Annotated in this window: 19 protein-coding genes, 2 tRNA genes and 3 rRNA genes; 17 read left to right on the top strand and 7 right to left on the bottom strand. The window is 54.8% G+C overall.

Going from position 1 to position 26,180, the window contains the following annotated elements; translation table 11 throughout:
* Complete coding sequence (locus tag LOS15_RS12230) at positions 1-810, bottom strand: outer membrane protein assembly factor BamD (protein WP_263066245.1); 810 nt, start codon at positions 808-810, stop codon at positions 1-3.
* Between the two features lie 209 nt (positions 811-1,019).
* Here LOS15_RS12230 and rluD point away from each other — a divergent pair, with 209 nt between their 5' ends.
* The 5 genes from rluD (at position 1,020) to ilvN (ending at position 8,190) form a co-directional block, all read left to right on the top strand.
* Positions 1,020-1,979, top strand: a complete 960-nt coding sequence (gene rluD, locus LOS15_RS12225; RefSeq protein WP_263066244.1) for a 23S rRNA pseudouridine(1911/1915/1917) synthase RluD — start codon at positions 1,020-1,022, stop codon at positions 1,977-1,979.
* Positions 1,976-2,731, top strand: coding sequence for a peptidoglycan editing factor PgeF (gene pgeF, locus LOS15_RS12220; protein WP_263066243.1), 756 nt, complete (start codon positions 1,976-1,978; stop codon positions 2,729-2,731). The genes rluD and pgeF overlap by 4 nt, the downstream gene beginning before the upstream one ends.
* Before the next feature lie 155 nt (positions 2,732-2,886).
* Entirely contained in the window at positions 2,887-5,466 is a 2,580-nt protein-coding gene (gene clpB, locus LOS15_RS12215) for an ATP-dependent chaperone ClpB (protein ID WP_263066242.1), read from the top strand.
* A 508-nt stretch (positions 5,467-5,974) separates the two neighbouring features.
* Positions 5,975-7,699 carry an acetolactate synthase 3 large subunit gene (locus LOS15_RS12210; RefSeq protein ID WP_263066241.1) on the top strand — a complete coding sequence of 575 codons (1,725 nt, stop codon included), beginning with the start codon at positions 5,975-5,977 and terminating at the stop codon, positions 7,697-7,699.
* Entirely contained in the window at positions 7,699-8,190 is a 492-nt protein-coding gene (ilvN, locus tag LOS15_RS12205) for an acetolactate synthase small subunit (RefSeq protein WP_009101679.1), read from the top strand. Before LOS15_RS12210 ends, ilvN begins: the two co-directional genes overlap by 1 nt.
* A gap of 95 nt (positions 8,191-8,285) precedes the next feature.
* Here the strand turns inward: ilvN and ilvY are convergent, their stop codons facing one another.
* Positions 8,286-9,173, bottom strand: coding sequence for an HTH-type transcriptional activator IlvY (gene ilvY, locus LOS15_RS12200; RefSeq protein ID WP_263066240.1), 888 nt, complete (start codon positions 9,171-9,173; stop codon positions 8,286-8,288).
* Positions 9,174-9,367: 194 nt separating this feature from the next.
* Here ilvY and ilvC point away from each other — a divergent pair, with 194 nt between their 5' ends.
* The 7 genes from ilvC to rrf all read left to right on the top strand — a co-directional run bounded on the left by ilvC (position 9,368) and on the right by rrf (position 17,150).
* The gene (gene ilvC / locus LOS15_RS12195; RefSeq protein WP_062362822.1) at positions 9,368-10,384 is read left to right on the top strand and encodes a ketol-acid reductoisomerase; all 1,017 of its coding nucleotides are present in this window, start codon (positions 9,368-9,370) and stop codon (positions 10,382-10,384) included.
* 146 nt (positions 10,385-10,530) lie between these two features.
* Positions 10,531-11,418: a CDP-diacylglycerol--serine O-phosphatidyltransferase gene (gene pssA / locus LOS15_RS12190; protein WP_263066238.1), complete on the top strand. Its 888-nt coding sequence runs from the start codon at positions 10,531-10,533 to the stop codon at positions 11,416-11,418.
* 452 nt (positions 11,419-11,870) lie between these two features.
* Positions 11,871-13,403: ribosomal RNA gene (locus LOS15_RS12185) — 16S ribosomal RNA — on the top strand.
* Between the two features lie 86 nt (positions 13,404-13,489).
* Positions 13,490-13,566: transfer RNA gene (locus LOS15_RS12180), tRNA-Ile, on the top strand.
* Positions 13,567-13,677: 111 nt separating this feature from the next.
* Positions 13,678-13,753: transfer RNA gene (locus LOS15_RS12175), tRNA-Ala, on the top strand.
* A gap of 254 nt (positions 13,754-14,007) precedes the next feature.
* Positions 14,008-16,901 (top strand): 23S ribosomal RNA (locus tag LOS15_RS12170).
* Between the two features lie 133 nt (positions 16,902-17,034).
* Positions 17,035-17,150 (top strand): 5S ribosomal RNA (gene rrf, locus LOS15_RS12165).
* The 16S, 23S and 5S rRNA genes sit together here with 2 tRNA genes alongside, the layout of an rRNA operon.
* A 183-nt stretch (positions 17,151-17,333) precedes the next feature.
* Here rrf and hisC read toward each other — a convergent pair.
* On the bottom strand, positions 17,334-18,395 hold the full coding sequence (gene hisC / locus LOS15_RS12160) for a histidinol-phosphate transaminase (RefSeq protein ID WP_263066237.1): 1,062 nt from the start codon (positions 18,393-18,395) through the stop codon (positions 17,334-17,336).
* 192 nt (positions 18,396-18,587) lie between these two features.
* On the opposite strand from hisC, the gene LOS15_RS12155 reads away from it, so the two are divergent.
* From LOS15_RS12155 to mnmH, 4 genes are all read left to right on the top strand, one after another.
* Positions 18,588-19,037 carry a copper resistance protein NlpE N-terminal domain-containing protein gene (locus tag LOS15_RS12155; RefSeq protein WP_044630451.1) on the top strand — a complete coding sequence of 150 codons (450 nt, stop codon included), beginning with the start codon at positions 18,588-18,590 and terminating at the stop codon, positions 19,035-19,037.
* An 81-nt stretch (positions 19,038-19,118) separates the two neighbouring features.
* Positions 19,119-20,489, top strand: a complete 1,371-nt coding sequence (gene radA, locus LOS15_RS12150; protein WP_263066236.1) for a DNA repair protein RadA — start codon at positions 19,119-19,121, stop codon at positions 20,487-20,489.
* 84 nt (positions 20,490-20,573) lie between these two features.
* Positions 20,574-21,611, top strand: coding sequence for a selenide, water dikinase SelD (gene selD, locus LOS15_RS12145; protein WP_263066235.1), 1,038 nt, complete (start codon positions 20,574-20,576; stop codon positions 21,609-21,611).
* Positions 21,608-22,699: a tRNA 2-selenouridine(34) synthase MnmH gene (gene mnmH / locus LOS15_RS12140; RefSeq protein ID WP_263066234.1), complete on the top strand. Its 1,092-nt coding sequence runs from the start codon at positions 21,608-21,610 to the stop codon at positions 22,697-22,699. The genes selD and mnmH overlap by 4 nt, the downstream gene beginning before the upstream one ends.
* 29 nt (positions 22,700-22,728) lie before the next feature.
* Here mnmH and LOS15_RS12135 read toward each other — a convergent pair whose 3' ends face one another.
* A complete protein-coding gene (locus LOS15_RS12135; RefSeq protein ID WP_263066233.1) occupies positions 22,729-23,421 on the bottom strand; it encodes a type 1 glutamine amidotransferase in 693 nt (230 codons plus the stop codon).
* Positions 23,422-23,532: 111 nt separating this feature from the next.
* On the opposite strand from LOS15_RS12135, the gene LOS15_RS12130 reads away from it, so the two are divergent.
* On the top strand, positions 23,533-24,135 hold the full coding sequence (locus tag LOS15_RS12130; protein ID WP_263069719.1) for a YjaG family protein: 603 nt from the start codon (positions 23,533-23,535) through the stop codon (positions 24,133-24,135).
* Between the two features lie 8 nt (positions 24,136-24,143).
* Here the strand turns inward: LOS15_RS12130 and LOS15_RS12125 are convergent, their stop codons facing one another.
* Genes LOS15_RS12125 through hisA form a run of 3 tightly spaced genes read right to left on the bottom strand, consistent with a single transcriptional unit; the run spans position 24,144 to position 26,176 of the window.
* Positions 24,144-24,650 carry a hypothetical protein gene (locus LOS15_RS12125; protein ID WP_263066232.1) on the bottom strand — a complete coding sequence of 169 codons (507 nt, stop codon included), beginning with the start codon at positions 24,648-24,650 and terminating at the stop codon, positions 24,144-24,146.
* A 9-nt stretch (positions 24,651-24,659) separates the two neighbouring features.
* Positions 24,660-25,433, bottom strand: a complete 774-nt coding sequence (gene hisF, locus LOS15_RS12120) for an imidazole glycerol phosphate synthase subunit HisF (RefSeq protein ID WP_263066231.1) — start codon at positions 25,431-25,433, stop codon at positions 24,660-24,662.
* Entirely contained in the window at positions 25,430-26,176 is a 747-nt protein-coding gene (hisA, locus tag LOS15_RS12115) for a 1-(5-phosphoribosyl)-5-[(5-phosphoribosylamino)methylideneamino]imidazole-4-carboxamide isomerase (protein WP_263066230.1), read from the bottom strand. The genes hisF and hisA overlap by 4 nt, the downstream gene beginning before the upstream one ends.
* Positions 26,177-26,180 lie beyond the last annotated feature (4 nt).

Here is a 26,180-nt window from a genome sequence, read left to right as displayed (position 1 = left end):
TTAGTTGCCGCCGTGTTTGGGTATGAAGCGACTACCTTGCAATTGCGCGTGGTTGGGTGCGTTCTCGCGCAGCACGTCGAGCACTTCATTGGCGCGGTCATTCATCCCCAGCCCCTGGTAACCCTCAATCATCGTGGCGAGGGCGTCGCGGGTGGCAGTCGCTTCAGGGTAGTTTTCCACGACCCAGCGCCCCCGCTCGACGGCGGCTAAGTAAGCGCCGCGGCGCAGGTAGTAATCGGCAACGTGAAGCTCATGCTGGGCGAGCAGCTCGCGCAGGTAAACGATGCGTTGTTGAGCATCGGGAGCGTATTGGCTTTGCGGGAAACGCTGGATTAGCTCGCGGAAGTCGTTGTAGGCATCCCGTGACGCGCCCAGGTCGCGCTTGGAGATATCGATTAGACGAAGCCGCTCCAGGCTAAAGCGCCCGGCTTGCCAGGCGGAAAGGCCGCGCAGATAGTAGGCGTAATCCACTTGAGGGTGATCCGGATGCAGGCGGATAAAACGGCTGGCCGCGGCCCGGGCTTCTTCCCAGTTGCTGTTTTCGTAATAGGCGTATATCAACTCAAGTTGCGCCTGCTCGGCATGCGGCCCGAAGGGGTAGCGCGTGTCGAGTGCTTCTAAGCGCTCAATAGCGATAGGGAAGCGGTTGCTATCTAGCGCCGTGCGCGCTAACTCGTAGAGTTCGCGCTCTTGTACGCCCGCGAACTCATCATCCTCATCAGGGGTCGTGTCATTACTGGCACAGCCTGCTAACAGGGCAAGGCTCAAGGCTAGGGCGCCAAAGCGGTTGGCAGCGGAAAAAACGCGCATCATCATCCTCGTTGCAAACAAGCCTCAATCACCGAAAAGCGACGATGGCCATAAGTAGAAATGGTAGAATAGGTCGCAGTTAGCCCACTATAAATCACCTCGGCGCAAAACGCAGGCTTAGCGACGCCTAAGTAACGTTTTGTCGGGTGCAGTCAAAGGAAACGTTTTCATGCCACGGCTAGGTTTTTTGCGTATCGAAGAGGTGCTGAATGTCTCGTATCGTTGAAGCTACGCAGCGGGTGCCAGCCACGTTAGCCGGCGCACGCTTTGACCAAGTCGCAGCAGAGTTGTTCAGTGACTACTCTCGCGAACGCCTAAAAGCGTGGATCAACGCCGGTGAATTAACGGTCGATGGCGCAAAACTAAAACCCAAAGCGAAGCTGCACGGCCACGAAATGCTGGTGCTTAAAGCGACCATTGAGGAAGATACGCGCTTTGAACCCCAAGATATTGCCCTCGATATCGTGTACGAAGACGAGGCGGTGATGGTGATCAACAAAGCGGCAGGGATGGTGGTGCATCCTGCGGCGGGGAATCCCGATGGCACCTTGTTGAATGCGCTGCTGCATCATCATCCGGCGTTAGCGGAGGTGCCGCGAGCGGGGATCGTCCATCGCTTGGATAAAGACACCACTGGGTTGATGATGGTCGCCAAAACCCTGCCTGCTCAAACGGCGCTGGTCGAACAGCTCCAGGCGCGCAGCGTATCGCGTCAGTACGATGCCGTGGTGATTGGTAAGCCGGTAGCGGGCAGCAAGATTGATGCACCTATTGGTCGGCATCCGAAAGACCGCAAGCGCCAAGCGGTCACGGCGTCAGGAAAACCAGCGGTGACGCACTATCGAGTAGTGGAGCGTTTTCGTGCCCATACGCACGTGCGTTGTACGCTTGAAACTGGGCGTACTCACCAAATTCGTGTCCATATGGCCCACGCGCGTTACCCGCTGATTGGTGATCCGCTCTACAGCGGTCGTGCCAAGCTGCCACCGGGCGCTGCCGAGCCGTTAAAAGAGATTCTGCGTGAATTTCCGCGTCAGGCACTACATGCACGCAAACTCAGTTTTGTGCATCCAGTGAGCGGTGAAACGGCTACTTTTCAAATTGATCTACCCGACGATCTGCTAATGTTGTTGGACTACCTGCGCGAAGACAACGAGACTATGCGATGAGCGATGCCATTGATCTAAAGCCCACGCTGCTGCTGCCTGATTGGCCCGCGCCTGCTAATGTGCGGGCGTTTGTCACCACTCGGGAAACAGGGCCAAGCCAAGATGATTTTGCAGCGTTCAATCCAGCGACCCACGTAGGCGACAACGCAGATCACGTCGCGCTGTGCCGTCGGTTGATGCACAAAGAGATCGGCGACGATCGCCCACTGCTGTGGCTCAACCAAACCCATGGCGCACGTGTCTTACAGGCGTATCAAGGCGACACACCGGAAGCCGACGCGGCGGTTGCCAGCAGCAACGACTACGCCTGTGTGGTACTGACGGCCGATTGCTTACCGGTACTGTTGTGTAACCGCCAAGGCACGCAAGTGGGGGTGGCCCACGCGGGCTGGCGAGGGTTGGCAGGTGGTGTGCTGGAAGCTACCGTTGCTGCGATGAACTGTGACCCCGACGATATTTTAGTGTGGCTAGGCCCCGCTATTTCAAATGCACAGTTCGAGGTAGGTCCTGAGGTATATGGCGCGTTTGTCGCTGTGCACCCTGATACGGCCGACGCGTTTGATCACAGCCCTTATCGCTTGGGCCACTATATGGCAGACCTATATCGGTTAGCCCGCTTTCGTTTAGAGGCGCTGGGGATTCACCACATCAGCGGCGGTCACTTCTGCACTGCCTGCGAGTCGCGCTTTTACTCCCACCGCCGTGACAACGGCAACACCGGGCGCATGGCCAGTGTGATCTGGATCAACTAAGTAGCGCTATTCTTTTGTGCTTGTGATGCGTACCTCTTGAAATGTGTGGAACTGACGCCATTTAACTTGTCAAGCTAAACGTTTTTAGCACATTTAAGACAAGTTATTGGGAAATACCGTGCGTCCAAACGCTCGGCACCCCCAGGAGGCATTCCATGCGATTCGATAAATTTACTGCCAAGTTACAGGCCGCTATTTCTGAGGCGCAGTCCCTTGCAGTTGGGCACGGCCATAATCAGCTTGATCCTGCGCACTTGCTGCTGGCACTGCTGGATACCAAAGACACCGGCGTTAAAGCCCTGGTTGAAAAAGCCGAGGGCAGCAGTTCGCGCCTGCGCGAAGGTTTGGTGCAGCAGTTAGACAACTTGCCCAAGGTCAGCCAGTTCGACGGGGATGTTCAGCCCTCCCGTGACTTCATCAAGCTATTCAACTTAACCGACCGGGAGGCGCAGAAGCGTGGTGACCAGTTCATCGCCTCTGAGCTGGTACTCCTGGCGGCGCTGGAAATGAACTCAGCGATTACCAAACTGCTTAAAGAGGCAGGAATTAACCGCAAATCTCTTGAATCGGCGATTAACAGCCTGCGCGGCGGTGCTACCGTCGACGATGCTAACGCCGAAGACCAGCGTGAAGCGCTTAACAAATACACCATGGACCTTACCCAGCGTGCGCTAGACGGCAAGCTGGACCCGGTGATTGGTCGCGACGACGAAATCCGCCGCACGATCCAGGTGCTGCAGCGGCGCACCAAAAACAACCCGGTACTGATCGGTGAGCCAGGGGTGGGGAAAACCGCCATTGTTGAAGGGCTGGCGCAGCGTATTGTAAACGGCGAAGTGCCCGAAGGCCTCAAAGATAAGCGCGTCCTCTCGCTGGATATGGGCTCGCTGCTGGCAGGCGCTAAGTTCCGCGGCGAGTTTGAAGAGCGTCTGAAAGCCGTGCTTAAAGAGCTTTCCCAGGAAGAAGGCCGGGTCATCCTGTTTATTGATGAGCTGCATACCATGGTGGGTGCGGGCAAGGCCGAAGGCGCGATGGATGCGGGCAACATGCTTAAACCTGCGTTGGCCCGTGGCGAGTTGCACTGCGTAGGCGCCACAACGCTGGATGAGTACCGTAAGTACATCGAGAAAGATGCTGCGCTAGAGCGTCGCTTCCAGAAAGTGCTGGTCGATGAACCATCTGAAGAAGATACGGTGGCCATTTTGCGCGGCTTAAAAGAGCGTTACGAAGTCCACCACGGTGTGGATATCACCGACTCGGCGATTATTGCGGCTGCGAAACTCTCTACCCGCTACATCACGGATCGGCAACTGCCCGACAAAGCGATCGACTTGATCGACGAGGCGGCGTCACGTATCCGCATGGAACTGGACTCCAAGCCTGAAGAGATGGATCGATTGGATCGTCGCTTAATCCAGCTGAAAATGGAGCGCGAAGCGCTTAAGAAAGAGACCGACGAGGCGACTAAGAAACGCCTTGAAGCGCTGAACAATCAGATTCACGAGTTAGAGCGTGAATACGCTGACTTGGATGAAATCTGGAAAGCCGAAAAAGCCAGTATCCAGGGGGCTGCCCAGTTTAAGGCGGAGCTGGAGCAGGCGCGCATTGACCTTGAACAAGCGCGTCGTCAGGGCGATCTAGGGCGTATGTCCGAGATTCAATACGGCAAAATTCCAGCGCTTGAGAAAAAGATTAGCGAAGCGGGGGAGGGCGAGGCAGATACGGCCAGCCATCAGCTGCTGCGCTCTAACGTCACCGAAGAGGAAATTGCCGAAGTGGTCTCCCGCTGGACAGGTATTCCCGTCTCCAAAATGTTGGAAGGCGAGCGGGATAAGCTGTTGCGCATGGAAGAGGCGCTGCATGAGCGGGTGATTGGCCAGCATGAAGCGGTAGAGGCGGTGGCTAACGCCGTACGCCGTTCCCGGGCGGGTCTTGCCGACCCCAATCGACCCAACGGCTCGTTCTTGTTCCTCGGCCCCACCGGGGTGGGTAAAACAGAACTATGTAAATCGCTGGCTAACTTCCTGTTCGATACGGAAGAAGCGATGGTACGTATCGACATGTCGGAGTTTATGGAGAAGCACTCCGTGGCGCGTTTGATTGGTGCACCCCCAGGCTACGTGGGTTACGAAGAGGGTGGCTACTTAACCGAAGCGGTGCGCCGTAAGCCCTACTCGGTGCTGTTACTAGATGAAGTGGAAAAGGCGCATCCGGATGTGTTTAATATCCTGCTGCAAGTGCTCGAAGATGGCCGCTTGACCGATGGGCAAGGCCGTACGGTCGATTTCCGTAATACCGTGATCGTCATGACCTCCAACATGGGCTCGGATATTATCCAGCGTATGGGCGGGGACGATAACGACTATGAGGTCATGAAGAGCATGGTCATGGAGGTGGTGGGCAATCACTTCCGCCCTGAGCTGATTAACCGTATTGACGAAGTGGTGGTGTTTCACGCGCTGGGTCAAACGCAAATTCAGGCCATTGCCGGTATTCAGTTGGAGCGTTTGAAAGCGCGCTTAGCGGAACATGATTTGAGCCTTGAGATCAGCGATGACGCCATGGCCCAGCTGGCGGTCGTCGGTTTCGATCCAGTGTATGGGGCAAGGCCGCTCAAGCGGGCGATTCAAAGCCGTATCGAGAACCCGCTGGCGCAAGACCTGCTGGCAGGCAAGTATGCCCCTGGCGACACTATCCATGTGAGTGCAAGCGAAGGGAAATTGGTTTTTGAATGATCCAAGCTTGGTAACCTAGTGGTAATTTAGTGCGTGAGCGCAAGCGGTATGCTGTGCAATTGAATAGGGCAAAAGCCCCGTTAGCTCGGCTAGCGGGGCTTTTTTAATGGCTTCCTGCAACGTTTGTTGCGTTTGTCTTGATCGGAGGTTGACAGGCCGAGGGCGCTAATGGAATCTTGTGGGTTCCTGATTTGCGGGCGCGGAACCAACGGGCAACCCCTAATCCCCGCGCGAAGGGTAGGCAACGGCCTTTACCCGCCGAAGGACTTCCGGGCTTGGGCTAACCGCCCAACCTGGCCAACGCCCCGACACGGCAAACCGCCGTGTGAGGGAGCCACTGATTTATATCGCAATAAATGAGTGCTTCCGATGAGAGTGCAGGCCCTAACCGGGCCATATGCCAGGGTTTGGCATCAGGTGCCGGCTTGGGCCGGCAGCGGCATACCGCCGCACTCGACACCGCAGGATGTCCTGCGATCGCACTCGAGACCTCTAGGGGAGAAATACAGTGGAACTGCTTTCCGGCGCAGATATGATCGCCCGCTTCTTACAAGATGAGGGCGTAGAGTACATTTATGGTTATCCTGGCGGCGCGGCGCTGCACATTTACGATGCGCTGTTCCGTCAAGACAAGGTGAAGCACATTCTTGTGCGTCACGAACAGGCAGCAACCCACGCGGCTGACGGTTACGCCCGCGCTTCCGGCAAGCCTGGAACCGTGCTGGTGACCTCTGGTCCTGGTGCTACTAATGCGGTCACCGGCATTGCAACCGCCTACATGGATTCGATTCCATTGGTGGTGCTATGCGGCCAAGTAATGAGCCACCTAATTGGCGACGACGCCTTCCAGGAGACCGATATTGTCGGTGTGACGCGTCCGATTGTGAAGCACAGCTTCTCAATACGGCATCCGTCTGAAATTCCAGAAGTGCTTAAAAAGGCCTACTATCTGGCCGCTACCGGTCGTCCTGGCCCCGTGGTCGTCGATATACCTAAGGACATGACCGCGCCCACCGAGCGTTATGAGTACGTCTACCCGAAAAAGGTCAAGATGCGCTCCTACAACCCGGTGACTCGGGGACACACCGGCCAAATCAAAAAAGCCGTTGAGCTGATGCTGAAAGCCAAGCGCCCAGTATTCTATACCGGCGGCGGCGTGGTGTTGGGCAAGGCGAGTGAAGGGCTGACCGATCTGGTCAAACAGCTCGGCTTCCCCATTACTACAACGCTGATGGGCATTGGTGCCTACCCGCAAAGTGATCGGCAGTGCCTGGGTTGGTTAGGGATGCACGGCTCGTATGAATCCAATATGGCCATGCACCATGCAGATTTAATTATCGCCATTGGCGCGCGTTTTGATGACCGAGTGACCAACAACACGTCGAAATTCTGCCCCACGGCAAAAATTATTCACGTGGATGTGGACCCAAGCTCAGTCTCTAAAACTGTGCGGGCTGATGTGCCTATTGTTGGGCCAGCCTCTAGCGTCATTAATGAAATGATCAGCCTGGTCCAAGGCCAATCAATTGCGCAGCCAGAAGCGCTGAGCGAGTGGTGGCAAAAGATCGATGGCTGGCGCGCCGAGCGCGAAGGGAAGCTCTACGAGCCTTCCAAGCAGGGCGAGGTGCTGAAACCGCAAGAAGTCATCGAAGCGCTATGTCGTGTCACCCGAGGCGAAGCGTACGTCACTACGGATGTTGGTCAGCATCAGATGTTTGCGGCGCAGTACTACAAGTTCGATAAGCCGAACCGCCTGATTACCTCTGGCGGGCTAGGTACCATGGGCTTTGGTTTCCCGGCCGCCATGGGCATCAAGCAGAACTTCCCGGATGACGACGTCGTGTGTGTGACCGGTGAAGGCAGCTTCCAGATGATGATGCAGGAGCTCTCGACCTGTAAGCAGTACGGCATAGGCGTCAAGATTGTAAATCTCAACAACGCATCGTTGGGTATGGTGCGGCAGTGGCAGGATTTGAACTATAAATCCCGCCATGCGCACTCCTACATGGAGTCGCTGCCGGATTTCCATATGCTCATTGAGGCTTACGGATTTACCGCGATCACCGTGAATACTCTGGATGAGTTGGAGCCGGCGCTAGAGCGCGCCTTTGCCAACAAGCATGAGCTGGTATTCCTGGATGTGAAGGTTGATCCCTTTGAGCACGTCTATCCGATGCAGGTGCCGTTAGGTGCTATGCGTGACATGCTGCTGTCTAAAACGGAGCGTACCTGATGCGTCATATCATCTCGATTCTGATGGAAAACGAACCGGGTGCGCTGTCACGTGTGGTCGGGCTGTTCTCCCAGCGTAACTTCAACATCGAAACGTTGAACGTGGCACCGACGGAAGATCCGTCGCTGTCTCGCTTAACGGTCACTACCATTGGCGATGATCGAGTGATCGAGCAGATCACTAAACATCTTAATAAGCTGATCGATGTGGTCAAACTGGTGGATCTCACCGAAGGTAACCACATTGAGCGCGAGCTGATGTTGGTGAAGGTAAAAGCGTTAGGCGCTGCCCGCGATGAAGTGAAGCGCACGGTGGATATCTTCCGTGCGCAGATTGTCGATGTCACGCCAAGTCTCTACACGGTGCAAATTACCGGCGATGCGGGCAAGCTGGATGCTTTCCTGCAGGCCATGGCGCCGGTAGGCATTCTGGAAGTGGCGCGTACCGGGGTCTCTGGTATTGCCCGGGGCGATAAAGTGCTGTCGCTGTAAGCCGCGCTTTGCCGCTGTCGTTGTCCGTTGTACCAGTGAGAAGCCGCCCTTTGTCGGGCGGCTTTTTTATGCGTAATGCCCTGCCATCAAGCGCGTTAACGCGCGTTTACCGCTGCCCAAAAAGCATCAATGATCGGGTTTTTTAACCGCCGATTGAGTACGCAAAGCCCTACATCGTAGTGGGGTAACTCGGGCTTTACACTGAGCACTTGCACGCGTTCGGCCAGCGGGCTGTTATCTAGCACTATCTTCGGAACTACCCCTACGCCAAACCCCAGTCCAACCATGCTCACGATCGCTTCGTGTCCTGCTACCTGGGCATAAATGCGCGGTGAAATGCCCATCGCTTTGAACCACGTATTAGCGAACTCTCTGGAAAGCCCCGCTTCCGACAAAATCATCGGCACGTGCTGCCACTGCGCGGCGGTCGAGCTTTCGGGTTGAGGCGGGAGCCACGGATGAGGGGCAGTGGGGGCAATAAACAGCAGCGGTGAGCGGGTCAGCGACTTGAAAGCCAATGCGCTAGGCGGAATGCGCGGGCGAGGGGTAATCGCCATATCGTCTGCGCCTTCTAGTACCCGTGACATGGCGTCAGCGGGGTCGCCGGTATGCAGTTTGAGTTCAATGCCGGGATGGCGTGTGCGTACATCGCTTAATAATTCATACAAAAAGCTGTAGCTGGCTGTCACCGAGCAGTAAATGCTGATGTCGCCGCTCAGCTGCGCCGTGGTGGCTGCCAGTGTGCGCTTTTGCGTTTCCCACTGCTCTAGCGTCTCTCTGGCGTAGTGTTGGAACGTACTGCCTTGAGAAGTGAGCGTCACATGCCGGTTGTCCCGCTCAAACAGGCGAGTGCCTAGCTCAGTTTCCACCTGCTGAATAGAGCGGCTAAGCGTCGAAGGGCTGATATGGCAAAGCTCGCTAGCGCGGCCAAAATGTAGCGTCTCGGACAGGGTGACCACGTGTTTAAGTAGGCGGAAGTCCATAGTAACCTTCAAGTCGGTCGTAATTTCATAATATGAAATAGTATGTTGCAAACATAGCGTTTTACGCAACAGGCGCGCTGTCGTAGAGTTACCTCAATGCCGAATCCCAGTGCTGCAAAAGACGGCACGGGTGGCCATCAACGCTGACCTATACGCTATAAAAATTTGTTATTACCGACTTCTGGAGTCTCGCCATGCACGTTTATTACGATAAAGATTGCGACCTGTCCCTGATCCAAGCCAAAAAAGTCACCATCGTTGGTTACGGCTCTCAAGGTCATGCCCACGCCAATAACTTGAAAGAGTCTGGCGTTGACGTCACCGTCGCGCTGCGCAAAGGCTCCTCTTCCGCTGCCAAAGCAGAAGCGGCTGGTTTAAAAGTGGCTAGCGTACCGGAAGCGTGCAAAACCGCTGACGTGGTCATGATTCTGGCGCCGGACGAAAACCAAAAGGCTATCTACGAGCAAGAAGTCGAGCCGAACCTTAAAGAGGGCGCGACACTGGCGTTCGCCCATGGCTTCAACATTCACTACAACCAGATCGAGCCGCGTAAAGATCTCGACGTGATCATGATCGCGCCAAAAGCGCCGGGCCACACAGTTCGCTCTGAGTTCGTGAAAGGCGGTGGTATTCCTGATCTGATCGCCATCCACCAGGATGCGTCTGGCAGTGCCAAAGAGCTGGCGCTCTCTTATGCTGCCGGTGTAGGTGGTGGCCGCAGTGGCATCATCGAAACGACTTTCAAAGATGAGACTGAGACCGACCTGTTTGGCGAGCAAGCGGTACTTTGCGGTGGTGCGGTTGAGCTAGTAAAAGCCGGTTTTGAAACCCTGACGGAAGCGGGTTATGCACCGGAAATGGCGTACTTCGAGTGTCTTCACGAGCTTAAGCTGATCGTCGACCTGATGTACGAAGGCGGCATCGCCAACATGAACTACTCCATCTCTAACAACGCAGAGTATGGTGAGTACGTGACCGGCCCTGAAGTGATCAATGATGAGTCCCGTGCTGCCATGCGTAACGCACTCAAGCGCATCCAGACCGGTGAATACGCCAAGATGTTCATCCAGGAAGGCAACACCAACTATCCGTCCATGACGGCGCGTCGTCGCCTAAATGCCGAGCACGAAATCGAGCAGGTAGGCGCCAAGCTGCGTGGCATGATGCCTTGGATTGCGGCCAATCAGTTGGTTGATAAGTCCAAAAACTAATCGGTTCACTGAGCTGCTAACGCCCTGAGGTTCTACCTCGGGGCGTTTTTCGTCGTCCATGGCAATTGGCTGGCTGCCTGGGCGTCACCGTGTAGAATGAGAAGAGATCACTGTTTATGTGACTTCACTTCAAATGGATGACACTTATGACCCAGGATGCTCGCGACCAAGAGCACGAAAATACGCAGCTTTCCGAAACGTCGGCCAGCGGTGAGTCCTCTCAGCAAACATCGTCAAAAGACGATGTTGTCGGCAATGAAGATCTCGCTGCCGCATTTTTGCGTGAAACCGAGGTTGTTGAGGAGGCCGTCGAAGATGGCAAGAAGATTCGCCGTAAGGGGATCTATCTATTACCTAATCTGTTCACGACTTCCGCACTCTTTTCTGGCTTTTTTGCCGTGGTAGCCGGGATAAACGGTGAGTTCACGTCAGCCGCAGTGGCTATTTTCATTGCCATGGTGCTGGACGGCCTAGATGGGCGTGTTGCGCGCATGACCAATACGCAAAGCGAATTTGGCGCGGAGTACGACAGCCTTGCGGACATGATCTCGTTTGGGATGGCCCCTGCGCTGGTCGCTTTCACTTGGATTTTGCAAGATATCGGCAAAACAGGCTGGGTTGTGGCGTTTCTTTACGTTGCCTGCGCGGCATTGCGCCTAGCGCGTTTCAATGTACAAATCGGCAGTGCTGATAAAAAATGGTTCATTGGTTTGCCAAGCCCCTCCGCGGCTGCCTTAGTCGCTGCCAGTGTTTGGACCTTTCATAGTTTTGATGCCGATGCGTTCGGCTTTAAGCTGCTAATGCTAGTCGTAGTAGGAGCTGCCGGTATTTTGATGGTAAGCAATATCCGTTACTACAGTTTCAAGGATCTGGACTTCAAGAAACCCGTACCTTTTGTGGTTTTGCTGGCGGTTGTCTTAGGGTTCGTAATGATTTCAGTAGAGCCTTCAGTGATGCTGCTGCTGCTGTTTGCAGCTTATGTATGTTCCGGACCGGTACTCGCCGTTATGCGTAAGGCAAAACCTAAGCCCTGAACCTTTTAAAACTTTTTCACATTAGCCCTTGCCAACCCGGCCGCGAATCCGTAAAGTACGCATCCGCTGCCGGGGACGCCAAGCGTTACCAGCGGTGCATGAAGGTGAAAACCTTCGGTTTGTCAGTAGGTTAGAGCAGTTGTTTGGCTCGCCTCGTTCGCTGAATTCAGTCACTGAAAACAGCGGTTGACAATCACCAGGAAATGCGTAGAATACGCCTTCCTCGCTGAGGCAACACGGTTCAGGTCATCGAGCCAGCACAGCGAAACAGCTCTTTAACAATTTGATCAGGTAATTCATGTGGGCGCTTGCCGATGAGGGTGATAAATCACCAAATATCAAGGCAGGCGCACAAGAAAGATGTTCACATCTTTTGAATTCGTTTGAACCTTGAGCCAAGTTTGATGCGCTTCTGTTGCTTTCGAGTGACAGGTAAGCATCACAATGATTTTAAACTGAAGAGTTTGATCATGGCTCAGATTGAACGCTGGCGGCAGGCCTAACACATGCAAGTCGAGCGGTAACAGATCTAGCTTGCTAGATGCTGACGAGCGGCGGACGGGTGAGTAATGCATAGGAATCTGCCCGGTAGTGGGGGATAACCTGGGGAAACCCAGGCTAATACCGCATACGTCCTACGGGAGAAAGGGGGCTTCGGCTCCCGCTATTGGATGAGCCTATGTCGGATTAGCTAGTTGGTGAGGTAATGGCTCACCAAGGCAACGATCCGTAGCTGGTCTGAGAGGATGATCAGCCACATCGGGACTGAGACACGGCCCGAACTCCTACGGGAGGCAGCAGTGGGGAATATTGGACAATGGGGGCAACCCTGATCCAGCCATGCCGCGTGTGTGAAGAAGGCCCTCGGGTTGTAAAGCACTTTCAGCGAGGAAGAACGCCTAGGGGTTAATACCCCCTAGGAAAGACATCACTCGCAGAAGAAGCACCGGCTAACTCCGTGCCAGCAGCCGCGGTAATACGGAGGGTGCAAGCGTTAATCGGAATTACTGGGCGTAAAGCGCGCGTAGGTGGCTTGATAAGCCGGTTGTGAAAGCCCCGGGCTCAACCTGGGAACGGCATCCGGAACTGTCAAGCTAGAGTGCAGGAGAGGAAGGTAGAATTCCCGGTGTAGCGGTGAAATGCGTAGAGATCGGGAGGAATACCAGTGGCGAAGGCGGCCTTCTGGACTGACACTGACACTGAGGTGCGAAAGCGTGGGTAGCAAACAGGATTAGATACCCTGGTAGTCCACGCCGTAAACGATGTCGACCAGCCGTTGGGTGCCTAGCGCACTTTGTGGCGAAGTTAACGCGATAAGTCGACCGCCTGGGGAGTACGGCCGCAAGGTTAAAACTCAAATGAATTGACGGGGGCCCGCACAAGCGGTGGAGCATGTGGTTTAATTCGATGCAACGCGAAGAACCTTACCTACTCTTGACATCCTGCGAACTTGTGAGAGATCACTTGGTGCCTTCGGGAACGCAGAGACAGGTGCTGCATGGCTGTCGTCAGCTCGTGTTGTGAAATGTTGGGTTAAGTCCCGTAACGAGCGCAACCCTTGTCCTTATTTGCCAGCGGGTAATGCCGGGAACTCTAAGGAGACTGCCGGTGACAAACCGGAGGAAGGTGGGGACGACGTCAAGTCATCATGGCCCTTACGAGTAGGGCTACACACGTGCTACAATGGCCGGTACAAAGGGTTGCCAACTCGCGAGAGTGAGCTAATCCCGAAAAGCCGGTCTCAGTCCGGATCGGAGTCTGCAACTCGACTCCGTGAAGTCGGAATCGCTAGTAATCGTGAATCAGAATGTCACGGTGAATACGTTCCCGGGCCTTGTACACACCGCCCGTCACACCATGGGAGTGGACTGCACCAGAAGTGGTTAGCCTAACGCAAGAGGGCGATCACCACGGTGTGGTTCATGACTGGGGTGAAGTCGTAACAAGGTAGCCGTAGGGGAACCTGCGGCTGGATCACCTCCTTAAACGATGCATCATCCTCGCGGTAAGCGCTCACAATGAATTACCTGATCAGATAGTAGAGCAAACGGTTTAAGCACGATCCCCTCTTGGGTCTGTAGCTCAGTTGGTTAGAGCGCACCCCTGATAAGGGTGAGGTCGGCAGTTCAAGTCTGCCCAGACCCACCAAATTCCTGCGATACTACGTTAAAATGCTCCTCGTATAGCAGGCTATACGTCATTGCATTTTACCTTGTCTCACAGAAATTAATGGCAAGAGGTAAGGTCAGCAAAAACGATGGGGCCATAGCTCAGCTGGGAGAGCGCCTGCCTTGCACGCAGGAGGTCAGCGGTTCGATCCCGCTTGGCTCCACCATTACGTACTGTTTTATATGTATCGTTTTATAGTACCTTAACGACCGTTTGTGAATGTTTTGTGACCACTGATAAGTCACTGTGTTTTAACGCACTGCTTTATCACTGTTCATTGAACAGCTGCTCTTTAACAATGTATATCATGCTGACATAAACACTTCTAAGAAGTGTTTATACGTAAATTGTTTTGTGATACGTCTCAAGCGTATCCGGCAATCGTTATCATTGTGAATCCCAGACTCCTTCGGGTTATAGGGTCAAGCAATGAAGCGCACACGGTGGATGCCTAGGCAGCCAGAGGCGATGAAAGACGTGGTAGCCTGCGATAAGGCTCGGCGAGGTGGCAAACAACCTGTGACCCGGGCATTTCTGAATGGGGAAACCCACTCAGCATAAGCTGAGTATCTTGCGCTGAATACATAGGCGTAAGAGGCGAACCAGGGGAACTGAAACATCTAAGTACCCTGAGGAAAAGAAATCAACCGAGATTCCCCTAGTAGCGGCGAGCGAACGGGGACCAGCCCTTAAGCATGAGACTGATTAGGCGAACACGCTGGGAAGCGTGGCCGTAGCGGGTGATAGCCCCGTAGTCGAAAATCTGATCATGTGAAATCGAGTAGGTCGGGGCACGAGAAACCTTGACTGAAGACGGGGGGACCATCCTCCAAGGCTAAATACTCCTGGCTGACCGATAGTGAACCAGTACCGTGAGGGAAAGGCGAAAAGAACCCCGGAGAGGGGAGTGAAATAGATCCTGAAACCGTGTGCGTACAAGCAGTAGGAGCAGACTTGTTCTGTGACTGCGTACCTTTTGTATAATGGGTCAGCGACTTATATTCAGTGGCGAGGTTAACCGTTTAGGGGAGCCGTAGGGAAACCGAGTCTTAACTGGGCGACACAGTCGCTGGATATAGACCCGAAACCGAGCGATCTATCCATGAGCAGGGTGAAGATTGAGTAACATCAATTGGAGGCCCGAACCAGGATCTGTTGAAAAAGATTTGGATGACTTGTGGATCGGAGTGAAAGGCTAATCAAGCTCGGAGATAGCTGGTTCTCCTCGAAAGCTATTTAGGTAGCGCCTCACGTATCACCGCCGGGGGTAGAGCACTGTTTCGGCTAGGGGGTCATCCCGACTTACCAACCCGAGGCAAACTCCGAATACCGGTGAGTGCGAGCGTGGGAGACACACGGCGGGTGCTAACGTCCGTCGTGAAAAGGGAAACAACCCAGACCGTCAGCTAAGGTCCCCAAATCCTGGTTAAGTGGGAAACGATGTGGGAAGGCTCAGACAGCTAGGAGGTTGGCTTAGAAGCAGCCATCCTTTAAAGAAAGCGTAATAGCTCACTAGTCGAGTCGGCCTGCGCGGAAGATGTAACGGGGCTAAACCAGGTACCGAAGCTACGGGTGCATTCTTAGGAATGCGCGGTAGAGGAGCGTCGTGTAAGCCGATGAAGGTGAATTGAGAAGTTCGCTGGAGGTATCACGAGTGCGAATGCTGACATGAGTAACGATAAAGGGAGTGAAAAACTCCCTCGCCGGAAGACCAAGGGTTTCTGTTCGACGCTAATCGGAGCAGAGTGAGTCGGCCCCTAAGGCGAGGCCGAAAGGCGTAGTCGATGGGAAACGGGTCAATATTCCCGTACCGGACATGATTGCGATGGGGGGACGGAGAAGGCTAGGTGAGCCAGGCGTTGGTTGTCCTGGTGAAAGTGAGTAGGCTGGGGTCTTAGGTAAATCCGGGACCCTTTAAGGCCGAGACACGAGACGAAGACACCACGGTGTCGAAGTCATCAATGCCACGCTTCCAGGAAAAGCCTCTAAGCTTCAGATCATGTGCGACCGTACCCCAAACCGACACAGGTGGTCAGGGTGAGAATCCCAAGGCGCTTGAGAGAACTCGGGTGAAGGAACTAGGCAAAATGGTGCCGTAACTTCGGGAGAAGGCACGCCGGCGTAGGGTGACGAGACTTGCTCTCTCAGCCCGAACCGGTCGAAGATACCAGGTGGCTGCAACTGTTTAGTAAAAACACAGCACTCTGCTAACTCGTAAGAGGACGTATAGGGTGTGACGCCTGCCCGGTGCCGGAAGGTTAAATGATGGTGTTAGCCGTAAGGCGAAGCTCTTGATTGAAGCCCCGGTAAACGGCGGCCGTAACTATAACGGTCCTAAGGTAGCGAAATTCCTTGTCGGGTAAGTTCCGACCTGCACGAATGGCGTAATGATGGCCACGCTGTCTCCACCCGAGACTCAGTGAAATTGAAATCGCCGTGAAGATGCGGTGTACCCGCGGCTAGACGGAAAGACCCCGTGAACCTTTACTATAGCTTCACACTGGACGCTGATGTTGCCTGTGTAGGATAGCTGGGAGGCTTTGAAACCCGGACGCCAGTTCGAGTGGAGCCAACCTTGAAATACCAGCCTGGCATCATTGGCGTTCTCACTCAGGTCCGTTATCCGGATCGAGGACAGTGTGTGGTGGGTAGTTTGACTGGGGCGGTCTCCTCCCAAAGAGTAACGGAGGAGCACGAAGGTACCCTCAGCACGGTCGGACATCGTGCAGTGAGTGCAAGAGCATAAGGGTGCTTGACTGCGAGACAGACACGTCGAGCAGGTGCGAAAGCAGGTTCTAGTGATCCGGTGGTTCTGTATGGAAGGGCCATCGCTCAACGGATAAAAGGTACTCCGGGGATAACAGGCTGATACCGCCCAAGAGTTCACATCGACGGCGGTGTTTGGCACCTCGATGTCGGCTCATCACATCCTGGGGCTGAAGTCGGTCCCAAGGGTATGGCTGTTCGCCATTTAAAGTGGTACGCGAGCTGGGTTTAGAACGTCGTGAGACAGTTCGGTCCCTATCTGCCGTGGGCGTTGGATGTTTGAGAAGAGCTGCTCCTAGTACGAGAGGACCGGAGTGGACGACCCTCTGGTGTTCCGGTTGTCACGCCAGTGGCATTGCCGGGTAGCTATGGTCGGACAGGATAACCGCTGAAAGCATCTAAGCGGGAAGCCCCCTTCAAGATGAGACATCCCCGAGGCCTTGAGCCTCCTAAAGGGCCCAGCGAGACCAGCTGGTTGATAGGCACGGTGTGGAAGCGCTGCAAGGCGTTGAGCTAACGTGTACTAATGGCCCGTGAGGCTTGACCCTATAACACCCAAGGGGTCTGGTCGCAGTGATAACGAACACCGGATACGCAGCGGCAAGCCACGCCGCTTGCTGACAAGAGACGATCACAAAACACGTCAACGACGACACAGCATGATGTACATGACAAGTTACGCCTGACGACCATAGCGAGCGTGAACCACCTGATCCCTTGCCGAACTCAGCAGTGAAACCGCTTAGCGCCGATGGTAGTGTGGGGTCTCCCCATGCGAGAGTAGGTCATCGTCAGGCACTTATACCGCAAAGAACCCAGCCAACCGGCTGGGTTTTTTGTTGCGTGCTCGAAAAGGCGCGCTATCAGTATTGTTTGAAAGACTGATAGCCTAAAAGAACAACAGACAAAGTTGTATCTAACAAAAACCCAGTCAAATGGCTGGGTTTTTACTTTTAGGCTTTAGAGAGCTGAATGAGCCATCAGCCGCACAGGGCTTCTAAGGCTTCAATAAAGCTATCCATCTCGTCATCAGTGCCAATAGAAATGCGCAGGAAGTTGTTGAGGAGGTCGGTATTGAAGTGGCGCACTAAGATGCCGCGTTCACGCAGGCCTGCAAACAGCTGGGCTCCTGCAAACTGTGGATGTTGAGCCAGCAGAAAGTTGGCTTTAGAGGGCAGTACCTCAAAACCTAACCCTTCCAGGCGCTGGCGGGTGCGCTCTCGGGTGGTAATGACGTTATCTCGGCAGGCATTAAAGTGCTGCGTATCTTTGAGTGCTTCTATGCCGACCACACTGGCTAGGCTATCTACCGGGTAGGAGTTAAACGAGTCCTTCACCCGCTGCAGACCTTCAATTAGCTCAGGTGAGCCAATGGCATAGCCTAAACGCAGGCCAGCCAGGCTTCGGGATTTAGAAAAGGTGCCCGTGACCAGCAAATTCGGGTAGCGGCCAACCAGTGCCACCGCGCTCTCAGCGCCAAAGTCCACGTACGCCTCATCCACTAACACCACGCGATCCGTCACACGCTGCAGCAGTGCCTCGATGCTCGCTAACGAGTGAGCATGGCCTGTGGGAGCATTGGGATTGGCAAAAATAACGCCGCTACGCTCAGAAGCGTTGCCAAGTGCTTCTATATCGACTTCCCATTGGTCATTGAGCGAATGCTTGCGCAATGCCACGCCGTACAGATTGGCATACACTGGATAAAAACTATAAGTAATGGAGGGCACGTCCAGTGGTGCGTCATGGCAGAAAAAAGCTTGGAAGGCAAAGGCCAGTACTTCATCCGAGCCATTACCAACGAATGTTTCCTCTAGACTTACGCCATAGGTCGTAGCGAGGACTTCGCGCAGCGCTTTTGAGGTGGGATCAGGATAAAGGCGCAGGTGATCAGTGGCATACTCGCGCAGTGCCTGGCTGACGCCGGGAGCAGGTGGGTAAGGGTTCTCGTTGGTGTTGAGTTTAATAACGCGTTCACGGGGCTGCTCGCCTGGCACGTAAGGGGTTAAAGCCCTAACGGCAGGACTCCAGTATTGGCTCATAAGGGTAACCTGATTATCCTAGCGGTGATAACACCATGGTCGCCTGACGGCTGTCAGAGCGCAAGTATTCTGCTCTTGGAAGCACCGCAGCCTCTTATCTAACCTGGCCGGGGGTGTGCGTTGCACCTTGTAGCGGTTATGCTGTCATAAGCGCGCGAAAAAAGTATGTCCAACACGATAAGGAGACACCCCATGCAATTCAGGAGTTTGCTAGCCGGCTCGGCTATGTTGGCACTGTTGGCGGGCTGTGCCGCTGGCCCAACAGATCAGCGCGAAGATGCAGGCATGACCGCATCACAGGCTAACTATCAGGGCACCCTGCCTTGTCGTAACTGTGACGGTATTGACCTGGATGTCACGTTGGTAGGCGAAGAAATGAGCGCCCCCGAAGAGCGTACATTCACGCTGGATGCCACTTACCGTAATCACCCTCAAACACCGCCAGATGAAAACTATGCCGGTAACTGGGAAGTGCTGACCGGAACCCCCTCTGACCCAGATGCCACGGTATATGAGCTAACGCCAAACGGCGACGGTCAGATCTACTACTTCCAGCGTATCGATGAGCGCACGCTTGAGCTGATCGATCCTGAGCGCCGTCGTTTTGAAAACGGCGAGATGCTGCAACTGCAGCGTCAATAACACACTCGTAACGCGCAAAGGCGGCCACTGGCCGCCTTTTGTTTTTCTGCTTGTAATGAATGCGATGGGAGCAACGAGGCGGTGGCGAAAGCGAAAAGTGCCTTTGTATGCACCGAGTGCGGTGCTGAGTATCGAAAGTGGCAGGGCCAATGCAGCAGCTGCCAGGAGTGGAATACGCTAAGCGAGATTCGTTTGGCCAGCGCGCGGCCTGGTAGCGGTGCTGCCACAGGCAGAAGCGGTTACGCGGGTGACTTATCCCGAGACGTCGTCGATCTAAGCAATGTGGATCTCAGCGAAGTGCCTCGCTTGTCATCAACCTTTGCCGAGTTTGATCGTGTCTTGGGCGGTGGTTTGGTGCCTGGCTCTGCAGTGCTGCTGGGGGGCAATCCTGGGGCGGGTAAATCCACACTGCTGCTTCAAACGGCCTGCAAACTGGCTCAACAGCGCCGTATTTTATATGTCACAGGGGAAGAGTCACTTTCCCAGGTGGCCATGCGGGCACACCGTCTGCAGTTACCTACTAACGGGCTGCAAATGCTGGCTGAAACTAGCGTCGAAACGATTTTGGCCGTTGCCGGTCGTGAAAAGCCCGAAATATTAGTGATCGACTCCATTCAAACCATGCATCTGGAAGATATTAGTTCAGCGCCGGGTGGCGTGGCCCAGGTGCGTGAATCCGCTGCTGCGCTTACTCGCTTTGCTAAGCAAACTAATACCGTACTGCTACTCGTGGGCCACGTCACCAAGGATGGCACGCTCGCTGGGCCCAAAGTACTTGAGCATATGATTGATGCTTCGCTGCTGCTGGAAGGCGGTGCCGACTCACGCTTTCGGACTCTGAGGGGGCAAAAAAACCGTTTTGGTGCAGTGAACGAGCTGGGTGTGTTCGCCATGCTTGAGCAAGGCCTAAAAGAAGTAAAAAACCCCAGTGCAATCTTTCTTTCTCGCCCGGAGCAGCAAGCGCCGGGTAGCTTGGTGATGGTGGTGTGGGAAGGCACCCGGCCTATTTTGGTTGAAGTACAGGCGCTGGTGGACGAGTCGGCCTTGGGCAATCCCCGCCGAGTTGCCGTAGGGGTGGATCAAAACCGTTTAGCCATGCTGTTAGCCGTTCTTAATCGTCATGGCGGGCTGTTTACGGGCGACCAAGACGTCTTTCTCAACGTGGTGGGTGGTGTCAAAGTATTGGAAACCAGTGCCGACCTTGCTGTTCTACTGGCGGTAGTTTCCAGTTTGCAGAACCGTGCGCTGCCCAAAGAGCTAGTCGTGTTTGGTGAAGTGGGCCTTTCCGGTGAGATACGCCCAGTGCCCAGCGGCCAAGAGCGTATTGCAGAGGCTGCCAAGCACGGCTTTTTGCGCGCTATTGTCCCACGGGCGAATGCACCTAAGCAGGCACCTAAAGGTATGGAGGTAATCCCTGTCGATAAATTGAGCGATGCCCTAGAAGCGCTGTAGCGTAAGCTATGCTAAATGTGACAGCCTTATTAGTAGTGGCCTTCAGTAAGATACGGATTAAGCAAAAGAATAAGGAGAGGCATCATGAGTACGATTCGGTTAACCCAATATAGCCACGGAGCAGGCTGCGGCTGCAAAATCGCTCCTGATGTACTGGATAGTATCCTGGCGAAGGCTGGGCCAGGGGCTTGCAATAAGCGACTCATTGTAGGTAACCAAGGACGTGAAGATGCCGCCGTGTATGACTTGGGGGATGGTCGAGGCATGATTGCAACGACCGACTTCTTTATGCCTATTGTTGATGATCCCTTTGATTTTGGTCGTATCGCCGCGACCAACGCCATTAGTGATGTGTACGCCATGGGCGGTACGCCGGTCATGGCACTGGGTATTTTAGGCTGGCCCTTGGATAAGCTCAGCCCCGAAATTGCCGGAGATGTCATAGCGGGTGCCCAGGCCGTCTGCCGAGAGCTAGGGGTTGCCCTGGCAGGAGGCCATTCCATCGATGCTCCAGAGCCAATGTTTGGCCTAGCCGTTAATGGGCTGATTGATCTTGAGCACTTAAAGCTCAATAGCCAAGCCAAACCCGGCGATCTGCTGTTTCTCACCAAGCCGTTGGGCGTTGGACTATTGACCACCGCTGAAAAGCGCGGCTTGTTAGAAGCAGGGCACCACGGGCTCGCCCGCAAAACGATGCTCAAGGCCAACAGCATTGGCATTGATTTAGCCAAGGTGAAGGGCGTCAATGCGATGACCGATGTCACAGGCTTTGGCTTAGCCGGCCATTTAACCGAGATGTGCAGTGCCAGCGGCGTGATGGCCCATGTTGATTTTCGCCGCTTGCCACGGCTTGCTGAGGCGGAAGGCTATCGCCGCCAGGGGGCAGTGCCCGGCGGCACGCTGCGTAACCGTGACGCCTTAGGTGCCATGCTACCCGCGATGGACGAAGCTCACTGGCAGTGGCTGTGCGACCCGCAAACCTCCGGCGGGCTATTGATTAGCGTCGACCCCGCTTGGGAGGATGATGTGGAGCGCATTGGCCGTGAGTATGGCCTAACGCTGACTCCCTTTGGTGAAATGAAAGCGACGCAAGGCGAAGCGCTGATAGAGATGATTGGATGACCCTGCCGACCACGCCTGCCTCTCTTGAAATGATTGCAGCACAAACGCCGCTGATTGATGTGCGCGCCCCTGTAGAGTTTGCCCAAGGCAGCCTGCCAGGGGCCGTCAACTTACCGTTAATGGTGGATGAAGAGCGCCACCAGGTGGGCATTGCCTACAAGCAGCGAGGACAGCAGGCTGCCATCGCACTCGGTGAGCAATTAGTCAGCGGTAACGTAAAGCAAGCGCGTGTTGCCGCGTGGCAGCGATATTTAGCTCAGTACCCGGATGCAATTATTTACTGCTTTCGTGGTGGCCTGCGCTCACAAATTGCTCAGCAGTGGCTTGCCGATGCGGGGCTGCATCGGCCGCGTATTGAGGGCGGTTGGAAAGCGTTGCGCCAGCGGCTTTGCCAGCGGATTGATGACGCCGCTCGTCAACCCATGTTGGTGGTGGCAGGGCTGACAGGCTGCGCTAAAACGCAGCTGATTAGCCAACTGCCTAATGGGATTGATTTAGAAGCCTGCGCCAATCATAAAGGCTCTGCGTTTGGACGTCAGCCGGATGATCCCACCACACAAATCGACTTTGAGCACGCGCTGGGCCAACGCTTGATAGGCCAGATGGGTAAGCTTGTGCTGGAAGATGAGTCTCGCCAGATAGGCCATGCCAACATTCCGCTCGATTTTTGGCATGCGTTACAGCGTGCGCCGCGTATTCGCATCGAAATGCCGTTGGATTGGCGGCTTGATCAACTGCGCCGCGATTATATTGAAGCGCTAGAGCAGGGCTACGCCGACCGATTTGGCCCGCAGGAGGGCTGGCAGCGCATGCAGCGCCAGCTAGCTAATGCCTTAGATCGGCTGGCAAAGCGTCTGGGAAATGCCCGCTTGCAGCGCCTACAGCGCCTGCAGGCCATGGCCTTCCAAGCCCATGCCGCCGGCAATATTCAGGCGCACGAAGCGTGGTTGGCCCCACTGCTCACCGAGTATTACGACCCCCTTTATCGTTATCACCTTGAAAAAAAACGCGGCAGCTCTCCTGTCGAGCTGCATGTGGGGGACTGGGAGAGCTGTTTAGAAGCCGCTAAGCAGTGGGGAGTAGCGTAGTAAGGTGCTGAGTCGGTTGAAACGAGTGATTAGGCGGCTTTCAGCCACTGCGTCATGACGCGATCAAGCAGAGGTGCTAAGCGTAGAAAGCGGGTGGGATCTTCAAATATTTGTTGGTCAGTTTGGATAAAATAGCCAGTCGCTCCGCTTCTTGGCTGTGGGCGCTGAGCATGTTCAAGCAGTGCTTCTACGCTGGCGCGTGTGACCTCTAAATGGCAGAGCAGACCCACCACCCGACCGGCATCCCATGAGAACCCCTGTAGCGGTGCCGCCGCGCTACCCCCTAAGGGCAGCGCCTCATCCGGCAGGCTGAATACATAGCGATGCCACAGAAACGCCTCGAACTGATCAGGCAAGTCAATGCTACTCTCTGGCGCCAGAGTGATCTGGTGCCAACCCGTTTCAGGGTAGGTGCCTGGCGCCACTACCGCTCCTAGCGCCTCTGCTGTCCAAAGCGCTCCCAAGCCGATCCCTAACAGGGGCTTTTGGCCATCCAAATAGCGATTGATCAGTTTATTCTCAGCTTTAAACCAACGGGGAGGCTCATTTAACAACTGCTCTGGGCCATCGAGTACAATTAGCGCATCGCATTCACCTAAACGAGGCGTAAGCTCGCCTTCATAGAGATGAAAAACGGTGTAACTATGGCCCATGCTCTCTAGCCAGTCGGTTAAACGGGCGGGACCGTGTTCAGGGCCGTGCTGTAGCAGATGAATATGCATGATAATCTCCTCGACGGCCGGCAAATCAACGGCGGTGAGTTTTTCCACCGCAACTATATGACGATAACGTATCGCGTTCATTTCACCAATATAGTGAATCAGGAAATCAGCATGGTGGCTAAACCTCTTGGATTTTATCAGCGTCTGCAACTCTTGCCGCTGCCCGCTCAACAAGCTTTTATGGCCGCACTTTGTGAACGGCTATTGCCCAATTATGCGCTGTACGAGCAAACCACGGGCCATGGCGATAGCCACACCTTGCGTACAGTGCTTAGTTTAGTATGGGAGCGGCTCAGTGTGCCTAATGCGAGTATCGACTTCGCCCGCCAAGCAGAGAAGCTCGCCGAATGTGAGCCTCCCGAAGAGGACGATAGCTTTGGTGCACGACGTGCGCTAGACGCTGTCGTCTCGGTGTCTGCACTGCTGGATACCCTGCAGGGCGAATCCGTTGAGGCCGTACTGGATGTTAGCCGTACCTCGCGGGCTGGGGTGCGCGCCTTTATAGAGCTTACTGAAGGTGAAGAGGATGCCCAGGCGCTTGCACTGATTACTCGTGACCACCCGCTAATGGCCGACGAGAACGACTATCAGGATGCGGTGCTCGATGCCGTAAGCGAACCCATCACCAAAGCCTCATTGAAAGAGATTCGCCAGTTGGGCCGCAACGGCGGCATCAGTAACCTAGGACTGTCGCTTGATGAAGAGGACGAGTAGCCGGTTCACTAAAAGCGCCAGCCTGCCGTTATCATCATACCAGCCGTGCCAAAAACGATAAGATCCGACTCAAAAGGCCCCCACTGCAGGCCAATGCTAGGCAACAAAGCGGGCGCAACTCCATATTGGTTAAAGGGGATTTTATCGCGATATTCGCCCTTATAGCCGCGTAGTAATCCGCCTGTAAGTTTAGCGCGCACATTGATAGCGTCCTCTAGCTGCCCTAGGGGAAATTCTCGACCCGCATAAAAATACCACGTTGGCTGGTCGAAGGAGTTTTTAAACCAGGCGGCTCCGACGAGCCAATCATCCGGGTTATGCAGTTCAATACTGACTAAGTTTTGCTGATTCGTATGCTCTGGGTCGGGAGAAAAATGGCGGGTTAATAGACTGGTTTGTACCAGGGTGTGATCAAGCTCCAGTTCGGGGGGCCAGTCGGGCAGAGAAAAGGCGGAAGCAGATGCGCTCAACCAAATCCCTACCCATCCTCCTATCCATGGATAAACGCGGGGCATGACAAACTCCTAGAGCCGCATTTCGATGCCGCGTTCCGCCATATAGCGTTTTGCTTCTGGAATAGTGTGCTCGCCAAAGTGAAAAATGCTGGCTGCGAGTACCGCATCAGCACCGCCTTTGAGCACGCCGTCTACGAGATGATCTAAATTGCCTACCCCGCCTGACGCAATCACCGGAACGCTCACCGCTTCGGAAATCGCATGAGTAACGCCCAGGTCAAAGCCAATCTTGGTGCCATCGCGATCCATGCTAGTGAGCAACAGTTCGCCTGCGCCAAAGTCGACCATCTTTTTGGCCCACTCAACGGCATCCAGCCCAGTAGGTCGCCGTCCGCCATGGGTAAAAATTTCCCAACGGTCCGGTTCGCCGTCTTTGGAGACCTTTTTGGCATCAATCGCCACCACAATGCACTGGCTGCCAAAGCGCTCGGCGGCTTCGCGAACAAATTCTGGGTTGGTCACCGCGGCGGTATTGATTGAGACTTTGTCGGCGCCTGCGTTCAGCATGGTGCGAATATCGTCACAGGTACGGATGCCGCCGCCGACAGTGAGGGGGATAAATACCTCGCCTGCGATACGCTCCACCATATCTACCGTGGTGGCACGATCTTCATGGCTGGCGGTAATGTCTAAAAACGTAATTTCATCAGCGCCTTGCAGGTTGTAGCGCTGAGCAATCTCAACGGGGTCACCTGCATCGCGAATGCCAATAAAGTTCACGCCTTTCACCACGCGCCCGGCATCCACATCCAGGCAGGGAATGATGCGCTTGGCTAAACTCATTGGTGGCCTCCCGTCAGTTGATCACTTAAGCGCTGAGCCTCGGCTACATCCAGGCTGCCCTCATAAATGGCACGGCCAGTGATGGCGCCTAAGATACCGCTATCGGCCACGTTGCACAGCGCGTGAATGTCATCCAGGTTAGTCACGCCACCAGACGCAATGACTGGTAAGCCACCGTCGCGGGCAAGTGCGGCGGTCGCTTCAACGTTAACGCCTTGCATCATGCCGTCACGCGCAATATCGGTATAGACGATGCTGGAAACGCCGTCGTTGGCAAAGCGTTTGGCCAGCTCTGTCGCTTTAATAGTGGAGACTTCCGCCCAGCCGTCGGTGGCCACATAGCCATCTTTTGCATCTAAGCCCACAATAATATGGCCGGGGAAGGCTCGGCACATCTCGCTGACAAACGCAGGCTCTTTGACCGCCTTGGTGCCGATAATTACGTAAGAAACACCGGCGCTCAGGTAGTGCTCAATGGTCTCTGCCGTGCGAATACCACCGCCAATTTGAATAGACAGCTGGGGGTAGGCGCGGGCAATGGCCGTCACCGCATCGCCGTTAACCGGTTTGCCTTCAAAGGCACCGTTTAGGTCAACCAAGTGCAGGCGTCGTGCCCCCGCTTCCACCCAGCGGGCAGCCATTGCTACGGGGTCGTCGCCGTAGGAGGTTGAGTCCTCCATACGGCCTTGCTTTAAGCGCACACACTGGCCGTCTTTGAGATCAATCGCGGGAATTACCAACATAATG

The sequence above is a fragment of the Halomonas sp. 7T genome, assembly GCF_025643255.1.
GTDB lineage: Bacteria > Pseudomonadota > Gammaproteobacteria > Pseudomonadales > Halomonadaceae > Vreelandella.
This window is presented reverse-complemented; position numbering and strand designations above follow the sequence as displayed.

Excerpts from the sequence above, each read along its gene's own strand:
- LOS15_RS12230 (WP_263066245.1), bottom strand. The coding sequence starts at position 810 with ATGCGCGTTTTTTCCGCTGCCAACCGCTTTGGCGCCCTAGCCTTGAGC.
- rluD (WP_263066244.1), top strand. The coding sequence starts at position 1,020 with ATGTCTCGTATCGTTGAAGCTACGCAGCGGGTGCCAGCCACGTTAGCC.
- pgeF (WP_263066243.1), top strand. The coding sequence starts at position 1,976 with ATGAGCGATGCCATTGATCTAAAGCCCACGCTGCTGCTGCCTGATTGG.
- clpB (WP_263066242.1), top strand. The coding sequence starts at position 2,887 with ATGCGATTCGATAAATTTACTGCCAAGTTACAGGCCGCTATTTCTGAG.
- ilvN (WP_009101679.1), top strand. The coding sequence starts at position 7,699 with ATGCGTCATATCATCTCGATTCTGATGGAAAACGAACCGGGTGCGCTG.
- ilvY (WP_263066240.1), bottom strand. The coding sequence starts at position 9,173 with ATGGACTTCCGCCTACTTAAACACGTGGTCACCCTGTCCGAGACGCTA.
- ilvC (WP_062362822.1), top strand. The coding sequence starts at position 9,368 with ATGCACGTTTATTACGATAAAGATTGCGACCTGTCCCTGATCCAAGCC.
- pssA (WP_263066238.1), top strand. The coding sequence starts at position 10,531 with ATGACCCAGGATGCTCGCGACCAAGAGCACGAAAATACGCAGCTTTCC.
- hisC (WP_263066237.1), bottom strand. The coding sequence starts at position 18,395 with ATGAGCCAATACTGGAGTCCTGCCGTTAGGGCTTTAACCCCTTACGTG.
- LOS15_RS12155 (WP_044630451.1), top strand. The coding sequence starts at position 18,588 with ATGCAATTCAGGAGTTTGCTAGCCGGCTCGGCTATGTTGGCACTGTTG.
- selD (WP_263066235.1), top strand. The coding sequence starts at position 20,574 with ATGAGTACGATTCGGTTAACCCAATATAGCCACGGAGCAGGCTGCGGC.
- mnmH (WP_263066234.1), top strand. The coding sequence starts at position 21,608 with ATGACCCTGCCGACCACGCCTGCCTCTCTTGAAATGATTGCAGCACAA.
- LOS15_RS12135 (WP_263066233.1), bottom strand. The coding sequence starts at position 23,421 with ATGCATATTCATCTGCTACAGCACGGCCCTGAACACGGTCCCGCCCGT.
- LOS15_RS12130 (WP_263069719.1), top strand. The coding sequence starts at position 23,533 with ATGGTGGCTAAACCTCTTGGATTTTATCAGCGTCTGCAACTCTTGCCG.
- LOS15_RS12125 (WP_263066232.1), bottom strand. The coding sequence starts at position 24,650 with ATGCCCCGCGTTTATCCATGGATAGGAGGATGGGTAGGGATTTGGTTG.
- hisF (WP_263066231.1), bottom strand. The coding sequence starts at position 25,433 with ATGAGTTTAGCCAAGCGCATCATTCCCTGCCTGGATGTGGATGCCGGG.
- hisA (WP_263066230.1), bottom strand. The coding sequence starts at position 26,176 with ATGTTGGTAATTCCCGCGATTGATCTCAAAGACGGCCAGTGTGTGCGC.